Annotated in this window: 7 protein-coding genes and 1 other annotated feature; all 7 genes read left to right on the forward strand. The window is 40.4% G+C overall.

The features are described 5' to 3' along the window. Positions 1-201: 201 nt before the first annotated feature. The 7 genes from DWX73_RS12165 to DWX73_RS12195 all read left to right on the forward strand — a co-directional run bounded on the left by DWX73_RS12165 (position 202) and on the right by DWX73_RS12195 (position 8,541). A complete protein-coding gene (locus DWX73_RS12165) occupies positions 202-924 on the forward strand; it encodes a YdcF family protein (protein ID WP_118349007.1) in 723 nt (240 codons plus the stop codon). A 35-nt stretch (positions 925-959) separates the two neighbouring features. Then, positions 960-1,172: a binding site (T-box leader), on the forward strand. Between the two features lie 56 nt (positions 1,173-1,228). Then, a complete protein-coding gene (locus tag DWX73_RS12170; RefSeq protein ID WP_118349008.1) occupies positions 1,229-1,735 on the forward strand; it encodes an acyl-CoA thioesterase in 507 nt (168 codons plus the stop codon). A 3-nt stretch (positions 1,736-1,738) separates the two neighbouring features. Beyond that, complete coding sequence (thrS, locus tag DWX73_RS12175) at positions 1,739-3,661, forward strand: threonine--tRNA ligase (protein ID WP_118349009.1); 1,923 nt, start codon at positions 1,739-1,741, stop codon at positions 3,659-3,661. Between the two features lie 42 nt (positions 3,662-3,703). Beyond that, positions 3,704-4,405 (forward strand): MATE family efflux transporter, encoded by a 702-nt coding sequence (locus DWX73_RS12180; protein ID WP_118349010.1) that lies wholly within the window; start codon positions 3,704-3,706, stop codon positions 4,403-4,405. Next, positions 4,305-5,069 (forward strand): MATE family efflux transporter, encoded by a 765-nt coding sequence (locus DWX73_RS12185; protein ID WP_147334790.1) that lies wholly within the window; start codon positions 4,305-4,307, stop codon positions 5,067-5,069. Before DWX73_RS12180 ends, DWX73_RS12185 begins: the two co-directional genes overlap by 101 nt. A 50-nt stretch (positions 5,070-5,119) precedes the next feature. Further along, positions 5,120-8,146 (forward strand): glycoside hydrolase family 2 TIM barrel-domain containing protein, encoded by a 3,027-nt coding sequence (locus DWX73_RS12190; protein ID WP_118349012.1) that lies wholly within the window; start codon positions 5,120-5,122, stop codon positions 8,144-8,146. An 80-nt stretch (positions 8,147-8,226) separates the two neighbouring features. Continuing rightward, a complete protein-coding gene (locus DWX73_RS12195; protein ID WP_118349013.1) occupies positions 8,227-8,541 on the forward strand; it encodes a DUF1540 domain-containing protein in 315 nt (104 codons plus the stop codon). Positions 8,542-8,683 lie beyond the last annotated feature (142 nt).

Consider the following 8,683-nt stretch of genomic DNA (forward strand, 5'->3'; position numbering starts at 1 on the left):
CTGGAGAATGGCGAAAGTCTTGAACCAAATCTTTTCAAAGAAAGTAATAGCCAAGCTAGGTTATACATCCATGCTTGACTATTATCTAGTAGTTTGTGAAAACTAAGGAACCGCCTAGTACTGAACGGTATGCTAGGTGGTGTGAGAGGTCGGCTAATCAATTAATGATTAGCTCCTACTCGATTTTTAGGAGGAAAAGATGTGATTTTACTTGGGTGTATTTGTTTTATATATTATTTTGTAATGGTAATTTCTTCCAGACGATGGAATGCGACGTTCTCAGTTTTTTGGATTTTTCTTGGTACTATGTTTTTGGTGCTTGGAAGAGGGTGGATATATTTGCCGGAATACATTCGGGCGGTTATTGGATGTATTGGAATTTTGACAGCGGCGGCTATTGTGATTGTAGAGGGAAAGATTATAAAAGCTATGGCACAGCAGGAACCGGACAGTCTTGACTGGATGATTGTGTTGGGAGCTCAGGTGCGTGGGAAAAAGGTGACAGATGCACTTCGCAGACGGCTTGACCGGGCTTTGGATTATTATAGCACACATTCGGCAAATAGGATTATTGTGTCGGGAGGACAGGGAACCGGCGAAGAAGTCAGTGAAGCAGAAGCTATGGCAGAATATCTGAAGAAGAGAGGGGTGCCGGAAAAAGACATTTTTCTTGAAGATGCATCAGTATCTACCTATGAGAATCTGGTGAACAGTAAGAAGATCATTGGAGAGATGCGAGGGAAGAAAATAGGAATTGTAACGAATAACTTTCACATTTACCGTGCCATGAAACTGGCAGAAAATGTCGGATATGGAAAAGTATATGGATTAGCAGCCAGTACAAAACCAATTGTATTGCCAAACTATATGATAAGAGAGTTTTTTGCAGAGGGGAAACGAGTATTATTCAAATTTGTTCGTTGACAAATCAAGTCGCCGTGTTATAATAGGAACATATATGAAAAGCGATGACGAGACGAGTAAGATGTGAAAAGATCCAGAGAGAAGAACCGTTGGCTGGAAGTTCTTTATCGCAGAAGCATCTGAAGACTACCTCTGAGCGGCAGCAAAACTGCACGGTGATTCCGTTATCATCAGAATAAGTGGTTCCAGTCAGAAGACTGGTACAAGCGGGGTGGAACCGCGAGTTACCATATCAACTCGTCCCTTGCAGTGAAGTGATTCATTGCAAGGGATTTTTTATTTGGAAATGAAGGAGTGAAATGACATGCAGCTTCGTCCGTATGAACATCAGATACAGTATTACGAGACAGATCAGATGAAGGTGGTGCATCATTCAAATTATATTCGCTGGTTTGAAGAAGCGAGAACAGATTTTATGAGGCAGATTGGTCTTCCTTATGAAGAATTGGAAAAGAAAGGGATTCTTTGTCCGGTGCTGGAAGCCAGTGCAAAATATCTTCGGATGTTGAAATTTGGCGATACAGCCCGAATTGATCTGACGATCAAAGAATATAATGGAATCAAGCTTGTGATCAGCTATCAGGTTGTGAACAAGAAAACAAATATGATTCACTGTAAAGGAGAGACTTCGCACTGTTTCCTGACAGAACTTGGGAAACCGATATCTCTGAAGAAGAATTATCCGGTATACCATGAGAAATTTATTTCATGCATGGAACCGGAAGAAACTGAGGAACCGGATAAGTTGGAGACAGCAGCAGAACCTCAGATAGATGAAAAAGATAATAAGAAAGAAAAAGTGGAGGAATAAGTTATGAAGATTACTTTAAAAGATGGATCTGTCAGAGAATATGCAGAGCCAAGATCAGTCCTTGAGATTGCAGAGGATATCAGTGAAGGACTTGCGAGAAATGCAACAGCAGGAGAAGTGAATGGGGAAATAGTTGATCTGAGAACGATAGTTTCAGAAGACTGTGAGCTTAGTATTCTCACATTCCAGAATGAAGCGGGACAGGGTGCGTTCAGACATACTGCTTCTCATATTCTTGCACAGGCAGTAAAACGTCTCTATCCTGAGACAAAGCTCGCAATCGGACCGTCTGTTGCAGATGGTTTCTACTATGATCTGGATAGAGAGACACCGTTTACAGCAGAGGATCTTGAGAAGATTGAAGCGGAGATGAAGAAGATTGTAAAAGAAGCACTTCCGATTACAAGCTTTACAAAACCAAGAGAAGAAGCAATTGCTTATTTTGAAGAAAAAAATGAACCATATAAAGTAGAATTGATTCAGGATCTTCCGGAAGATGCAGTCATCAGTTTCTATCAGCAGGGTGAATTTGTGGATCTGTGTGCAGGACCGCATCTAATGAATACAAAAGCAGTAAAGGCTCTGAAACTGACAAGTCTTGCAGGCGCTTACTGGCGTGGAAGTGAGAAGAATAAAATGCTGACACGTATTTACGGAACAGCATATCCAAAGAAAGCTGACTTAGAAGCATATCTGACAATGATTGAGGAAGCAAAGAAACGCGATCACAGAAAGATTGGAAAAGAACTTGGTCTGTTTATGATGACAGAAGAAGGACCTGGGTTCCCATTCTTCCTGCCAAAGGGAATGGTATTGAAGAATACACTACTGGATTATTGGAGAGAGATTCATAATAAAGCAGGCTATGTAGAGATTTCTACACCGATTATGCTGAGCCGTCATCTTTGGGAGACATCCGGTCACTGGGATCACTACAAAGATAATATGTATACAACAGAGATTGATGAAACAGATTTTGCAATCAAACCAATGAACTGTCCGGGTGGGGTGCTTGTATACAAATCTGAGCCGCGTTCCTACAAAGATCTTCCGCTGCGCATGGGAGAACTTGGACTGGTTCACCGTCATGAGAAATCAGGACAGCTTCACGGACTGATGCGTGTGCGTTGCTTTACACAGGATGATGCACATATTTTCATGACACCAGAGCAGATTAAAGATGAGATCAAAGGTGTAGCAAAACTGATTAATGAAGTTTATACATTGTTTGGATTTAAGTATCATGTGGAGCTATCTACACGTCCGGAAGACAGCATGGGAAGCGATGAAGACTGGGAAGTGGCAACAGAGGCACTTCGTAATGCTCTGGAAGAACTTGGGCTTGATTATGTGGTAAATGAAGGCGACGGCGCATTCTACGGTCCTAAGATTGATTTCCATTTGGAGGATTGTCTTGGAAGAACATGGCAGTGTGGAACAATTCAGCTTGACTTCCAGCTTCCGCTTCGATTTGAACTGGAATATATTGGAGCAGACGGAGAAAAACACAGACCGATTATGATCCATCGTGTTGCATTTGGCTCTATCGAACGTTTCATCGGTATTCTGATTGAGCATTTTGCAGGAGCATTCCCGACATGGTTATCTCCGGTACAGGTAAAAGTACTTCCTATTTCTGACAAATATCTGGAATACGGCGAAAAAGTTCTGGCAGAATTAAAAGAAGCCGGAATCCGTGCAGAGATTGATACAAGAGCAGAAAAAATCGGATACAAAATCCGCGAGGCACAGATGAATAAGATTCCGTATATGCTTGTTGTCGGTGCAAAAGAAGAGGAAGAAGGCTTAGTTGCAGTCAGAAGCAGATTTGCCGGGGATGAAGGTCAGAAAACACTCAGTGAGTTTGTAGATGCAGTGAAAGAAGAGATTGCCAAAAGAGCGATCAGAAAAGTAGAAGAAAAATAAATCAAGTTAGTTATATCATATAGAATATCAGAGGATCTTGTTATGAGCGGGAAAACAGTAGATATGACGAAGGGACCGATTTTAAGACAAATGAGTACGTTTGCCTTGCCGGTACTATTAGGTATGCTGTGTCAGCGGGTGTATAACTTTGCTGATGTGTATATTGTTGGAAAATATCTGGGAGATCAGGCGCTTGCTGCAGTTAGCATTTCAGGAGTTGTTATGTATCTGCTGTTTTCACTTATGATGGGATTAACAACAGGGGTAAATGTTGTAATTTCACAATATTATGGTTCTGGGAATCAGCAGAAAGTGAAAGCGACATTTACCTCTTCTGCATTTGTAGCGTTTGGTTTTGCATTGTTGATTACAATCGTAGGTGTATTGACAGCAGTTCCGACTTTGAAACTGATGCAAACATCGGAAGAATTGCTGGAAGCAGCAACATCGTATTTGATGATTATTTATTTAGGTGGGACATCAACAATGCTTTACAACTGGATCGCGGCGGTATTGCGTTCGCTTGGTAATTCATTTGTTCCGTTTATATTTTTGATTATTTCCAGTGTTTTGAACATTTTTTTTAGATATTGTATTTGTAGCATGGATTCCGCTTGGGACAGCAGGCGCAGCGCTTGCGACGGTGTTGGCACAATTATTTTCCGGAATTGCATGCTGCCTGTACGCATGGAGGTTATTTCCGTTTTTAAAACCAGAGCGTGGAATGTTCCAGTGCGATCGTGAAATTGCAAAACAGATATTAATTTATGGTGTACCGACCGGGTTTCAGATGAGTATTATTTCTATTTCAGATATGACTCTGCAGGCGGTTGTGAATACATATGGCACAGCTATGATTGTAGCTTATGGAGTATGTACAAAGGTAGAAGGACTTGGGTTTCAGATTGCAGATGCGATTGGAAGTGCATTGGGAACATTTGCGGGACAAAATGTAGGAGCGAAGCAATTCGATCGGGTAAGAAAGGGTGTTACCTCGGCATATGTGATGAATATTGTCTGTTATGGAATATTTTGTCCGATCGTCTTTTTTACTGCAGACAAAATTATGAGACAATTTACAGGAAATACAGATGCGATCTGCTATGGAACAGAGTATATGAAAATGTTTAGTCTGTTTTTTATTGCAGGGGGTGTGCTTGTTATTTATCACAATATTTTAAGAGCATCTGGAGATATTCCTGTTACACTGCTTATGGGATTGAGTGAAGTTGTGACACGAATCGGATGTGCAATGCTTCTTCCAAAATGGTTCGGACATTTTGGTTTATGGCTTGTTTCACCATTCACATGGGTTTGTGCAGCGCTTGTAGGTGCAGTGCGATATTATTCAGGTGCATGGCAGAAAAAAGCAGAGAAAATGCTTCTCCATCGGGAAGAAGTTTTATAACAATGCAATCAAAATGTGATTCATAAAATAAATATAAAGGAGGAAATGAGATGAGTCAGTTTGATTATGGAATAGTAAAGAATCCGGAAATATTTGCTGTCAGCAGAATGAATGCACATTCAGATCATGTATATTATGGCAGTAAAGAAGCATTGGAAATCCGGGAAAATGAATTTCGGTATAATCTGAATGGGTTCTGGAAGTTTCATTATGCAAAAAACTATGCCAACACAGTGAAAGGCTTTGAACAGGAAGATTATGACTGCAGAGCATGGGATGATATCCGTGTTCCTGCGCATATCCAATTAGAGGGGTATGATAAGCCTCAGTATGTTGATTCCCAATATCCATGGGATGGACGAGAAGAGAAAAAGCCGGGAGAGATTCCGGAGCGTTTCAATCCGGTTGCAAGCTATGTGAAATATTTTCATGTTCCAGAGCAGATGAAAGGAAAACGTTTATTTATTTCTTTTCAAGGTGCGGAAAGTGGGTTGGCACTTTGGATGAACGGAAAGTTTGTAGGATATAGTGAAGATACGTTCACTCCTTCAGAATTTGAATTGACAGACTATGTGAAAGAAGGAGAGAATAAACTGGCAGTACAGGTATTTAAGTGGACAAGCGGAAGCTGGTGCGAGGATCAGGACTTTTATCGGTTTTCAGGAATTTTCAGGGATGTGTATTTATTTACCATTCCGGATATTCATATATGGGATATGGATGTGCGTACACTTCTTGATGATGCATATGAGAATGCAGTGCTGACGGTTGATTTAAAAGCATCTGCCTGCGGATGTGTAAAACTGACATTGAAGAAGCAGAATGATATTTTTTACGAGGAAGAGTTGGCTCTGAAAGAAAATAGCCATTTTGAGATTTCTGTGAAACAGCCAGAGCTTTGGAGTGCAGAAACTCCGGCGCTTTATGATCTTTTGCTGGAAGTATTTGGAAAAGAAGGAGAAAAGGGTGAAGTAATTCTCCATAAAGTTGGTTTTCGCCGTTTTGAACTGAAAGATGGAATTATGCAGCTGAATGGAAAACGTATTGTGTTTAAAGGAGTCAACCGCCATGAGTTCAGTTCTGTTACAGGACGCTATGTGTCAGAAGATGAGCTAAGAAAAGATTTGATGACAATGAAGCAGCACAATATCAATGCAATTCGTACATGTCATTATCCGGATGCATCATTAATCTATCAGCTTTGTGATGAATATGGATTTTATCTTATTGACGAAGCAAATCTGGAATCTCATGGTTTGTGGAATGATTCCGGGCGGCATGAAAAGAAAATCGAAGAAATCGTTCCGGGAGACCGGCCAGAATGGCATGATATGATGATTGACCGTGTCAATTCTATGTATCAAAGAGATAAGAACCATCCTTGTATTCTCATCTGGTCTTGTGGAAATGAATCATTTGGCGGCCGGAATATATTTGATATGTCTCAATTTCTGCGAGAGCATGATCCGAACCGGCTTGTCCATTATGAAGGTGTCATGTATGACCGTCGTTATAATGATACAAGTGATATTGAGAGCCAGATGTATATTCCTGTGGCAAGAATTAAAGAATATCTGGCAAATGACCGGAGTAAACCGTTTATTTCCTGTGAATATACACATGCAATGGGTAATTCCTGTGGCGCAATGCACAAATATACAGATTTGACAGAGGAAGAACCATTATATCAGGGAGGTTTTATCTGGGATTATATCGATCAGACTCTTTACAAAAAAGATCGTTATGGAAAAGAATTCCAGGCTTATGGTGGAGATTTCGGAGATCGTCCAACAAACTATCGTTTTAGTGCGAATGGGATTGTTTATGGAGGAGAACGAGATATTTCTCCGAAAATGCAGGAAGTGAAGTTTAATTATCAAAATATTTCTGCAAAGGTAGAAAAAGAACAGGTAACAGTAATTAACAAAAATCTGTTTGTCAATACGAATACGTTTGACTGTATTGTGACGGTTCAGAGGAATGGAAGAGAAATCAAACGTTATTCAATGGAAACGGATACTGCACCGCTATCTGAAAAGACATATACTCTTCCGGCAGCGCCGGAAAGTCGTCCGGGTGAATATGTTATCACAGTTTCATTTTTGTTAAAAGAAGATACCCTGTGGGCGAAAAAAGGTCATGAAGTTGCCTTTGGGCAAGGTGTATATACGGTTGCAGAAGAAGAAAAGAAATGTACATGTCCAGTAGAAGTAATTGATGGTGACTTTAATATAGGTGTGCGTGGAGAGACATTTGATGTTCTTTTTTCAGTTTTGGATGGAGGTCTTGTATCATACCGTTATGGCGGTGTAGAAATGATTGAGGCAATTCCAAAACCAAACTTTTGGAGAGCTCCTGTTGATAATGATTACGGAAATTATATGCCAATTCGCTATGCACAATGGAAAATTGCGAGTCTTTATCTGTCACATCGTGATTATTTGCAGAAGAAGACTTATAAACCACGATTGGAAGAGAAGGAGAACAGCGCTGTAATTACGTTTACTTATGTACTTCCAACGATGCCGACGGCAACATGCGATTTGTCTTATGAAGTATTTGGCGATGGAAGAATTAAGACAACGCTTAGTTATGTTCCGGTAAAAGAGCTTGGTGACATGCCTGAATTTGGTGTTATTTTTAAATTTGATGCAGATTATGAATATGTGGAATGGTATGGAAATGGACCGGCAGAGACTTATGAAGACCGCAAGCATGGTGCAAAGCTTGGTATTTATAAAAATAAAGTATGTGACAACATGGCAAAATATATTGTGCCGCAGGAATGTGGGAATAAGACAGGTGTTCGTTGTGCGAAAGTGACAAACCGCAAAGGCCGGGGAATTCTGTTTACAAGTGATGAGATGAATTTCTCTGCGCTTCCATATACACCGCATGAACTGGAAAATGCCGCTCATCCATTTGAGCTTCCGGAAGTACATTACACTGTAGTGCGAGTATCCAAGATGCAGATGGGTATTGCTGGAGATAATAGCTGGGGATATCCGACACATCCGGAGTATTGTATACCGACAGATAAGAAGCTGGAATTTACTTTTTCATTTCAGGGCATATAATTAATTTTTTTGAAATGGAATAATTTTAAGATATCGGGCAAATACTATCAGAGAAAATAATGAAAAAAGGAGATAGGATTATGCCAGAATTAAGATGTACAGTACAGACTTGTCTGCACAATAAACAGAACTATTGTGCATTAGATACGATTAAAGTTGGCGGTGATACTGCAAAAAATGCGGCAGATACTTGTTGTAAAAGTTTTGAAGAACGAAAAGGAAACACTTACAGCGATGTAACAGGAGAAGCAACACCGACAGCAATGATTGACTGCAAAGCAAAAGAATGTTGTTATAATCATGATTGTAAATGCGAAGCAGGAAAAATCAGCGTGGAAGGAAGCAGCGCCTGTGAATGCGGTCAGACACAGTGTGCAAGTTTCGAATACAAGTAAATATAAAAACTGCCGGACGGCTGTGAGCAGATGGCGGGCTGTCGGGAAATAGATAGTTCCAAACAGGGGCAGATTGACTCACATGAGTCAAATCTGCCCCTGAAACTTTTTCGTAAAAAGAGAAAAAGATGGCTAACGACAA

This window comes from Coprococcus sp. AF21-14LB (genome assembly GCF_003458885.1).
GTDB lineage: Bacteria > Bacillota > Clostridia > Lachnospirales > Lachnospiraceae > UBA9414.